We start from the raw sequence: 2,224 nt of genomic DNA, 5'->3' as shown, positions 1-2,224 counted from the left end.
CTACAAACCGTTCGCCGCACATCGCAGACCAAAGTCGAGGTGCATGATCCATTAGAGGCTCATCGCAACCTGCTTCCGACGTACACCGACAAAGATATTCACGACGTAACCGCATACCTGGTGACACTCAAGTGATGAAGCTTCGGATCTTCTCGTTTACTGCGGCGCTCCTGCTCGGCCCTCTATCGCATGCACAGTCCGTCTCGCATGAGGACCTGATGCGTCCGCTCAAGGATTCATGGCTCACCTACAACGGTGATTACACCTCGAAGCGCTATAGCTCGCTGACCTCGGTAAATCGCAAGACCGTGAAAAACCTCGGCCTTGCCTGGATCGCCAAGATGGTGCCTGGGAATGAGCCGGCGCCGTTGACCGGCTACAGCCGCGTCAACGCACCGGTCGTTGTGGGAGGAGAAGGTACAGAGCAGCGCAGTGCGCGCGGCGGTTCGATTAAGGGCACCTTCCTGGAGAACAACGGAGTGCTCTATGTCACGATGCCAGACAATGTCTGGGCTGTAGACGCTCGAAGCGGCGAAGTACTGTGGCACTACTTCTGGAAGACTCGCGGCGGCACACACATCGGCAATCGCGGTGTTGCCCTGTGGCATGACTACGTCTTCTTCGAGACGCCGGACAACTATCTCGTCTCGCTCGAAGCCAAGACCGGGAAAGAGCGCTGGCATCGCAAGATCGCCAACGTCGAAGGCGGCTACTTCTCTACCCCCGCGCCTACCATCATCAAAAACCATGTGCTCGCCGGTGTGGGCAATGACATTGATGCCCCCATGTTCCTGAAGTCATACGATCCCGAGACAGGCGACCTGCAGTGGACCTGGTACGTCACGCCGCAGAACCCTGGCGATCCCGGACTCGATACCTGGAAGAACCTTGACGCTGCACGTCATGGCGGTGGTGGAACATGGGTCGCCGGCGCCTACGATCCTGAGACCAATCTCTATATCCTCGGAACCGGCAATCCCACGCCTTCCTGGCAGACCGGTCTTCGCGGAGATGGCGATAACCTCTATACCTGTTCGCTGGTTGCCCTGGACGTGGATACCGGCAAGCTGAAGTGGAATTACTCCACTTCGCCGCATGATACACACGACTACGACTCCGCACAGGTTCCGGTGCTGGTGAATGGTAAGTTCAAGGGCCGCGAGCGCAAGCTGGTGATGACTGCTTCCCGTAACGGCTACTTCTTCGTACTCGATCGCGTGACCGGAGAGCATCTGCTGACCAGAAAGTTGAGCGATGCAACAAACTGGGCCGAAGGCTACACCGAGAAGGGCGGCCCGAAGACAAATCCCGCGAAGGACGCCTCGATTGGCGGAGCACTGATCTCGCCTGCCTCAGGAGGCACGGTCAACTGGCAGCCGCCTGCCTTCTCGCCGCAGACAGGTCTTTTCTACCAGTACCACGTCGATAGCTACTCGATGGCCTATCTCACTGATCCTGATCCTCGTGGCGCGATGGGCCTCGGTGGTAAGGAAGAAGTTGCCATGGGATCTACCGGCAGCTAYGTGCTTGGTATCGACTACAAGACTGGCCAGCCACGCTGGCGCCGCAAGCTCTATGGGACTGGCTTTGGCGGAGGAGGCCTGCTCGCGACGGCCGGAGGTCTTGTCTTCACCGGTGACGGCTCAGGCAGCCTGGTTGCCTTCGATGCTGCCAATGGCAATCCGTTGTGGAGCACACGCATCGGCGCTGTATCTAACGCTCCGCAAACCTTTGAGCTCGACGGACATCAGTACGTTATCTCCGCGGTAGGAGACACGGTGTATGCGTTCGAACTGAAGTAGACCGATGCATGAAACGAAGAAGGCGCGCCTAATCTGGGCGCGCCTTCTTATTTGTGAACCATTCTCTACAGCGCGGCCATGACCTCATGATAGAGATACTTTGCGCCTTCGATGCCGTCCCATGGGCCATCCTCGTACTCCAGGGCAAAGACACCGATGTAATTGTTGTTCAGCATAATGCGCACGTTCCGCTGCACATCGGGTTGTCCCCAGCGGTCCCAGAACTTGGCATGGCAGGTCGTGTGCGCATAGGGCGCCAGGTCTTCCAGTGCGTGATAGAGCAGGTACTTGTGTTCCCAGTTGCAGAAGTCCGGTGAGGCCTCGCAGTAGGGATTGTTTACCTCTTCGATGATGGTCCGGATGTTGATGGGATTGGCGGTAAGCCCCCAGTGGTTCTCAAGCGTTACCTTCACACCCACCTG

At 57.8% G+C, this 2,224-nt stretch carries 1 protein-coding gene and 1 pseudogene; one reads left to right on the top strand and one right to left on the bottom strand.

Annotated features, from left to right (window positions below; genetic code table 11):
* Positions 1-134 precede the first annotated feature (134 nt).
* Complete coding sequence (locus tag AB4043_RS23085) at positions 135-1,802, top strand: acido-empty-quinoprotein group A (protein WP_442299721.1); 1,668 nt, start codon at positions 135-137, stop codon at positions 1,800-1,802.
* 65 nt (positions 1,803-1,867) lie between these two features.
* Here AB4043_RS23085 and AB4043_RS23080 read toward each other — a convergent pair.
* Positions 1,868-2,224: pseudogene (locus tag AB4043_RS23080) on the bottom strand (xylose isomerase); the annotation flags it as partial.

The sequence above is a fragment of the Terriglobus sp. YAF25 genome (assembly GCF_052113305.1).
GTDB lineage: Bacteria > Acidobacteriota > Terriglobia > Terriglobales > Acidobacteriaceae > Terriglobus.
Note: the sequence above shows the minus strand (reverse complement) of the source record. Positions and strands in the feature narration are given on the sequence as shown.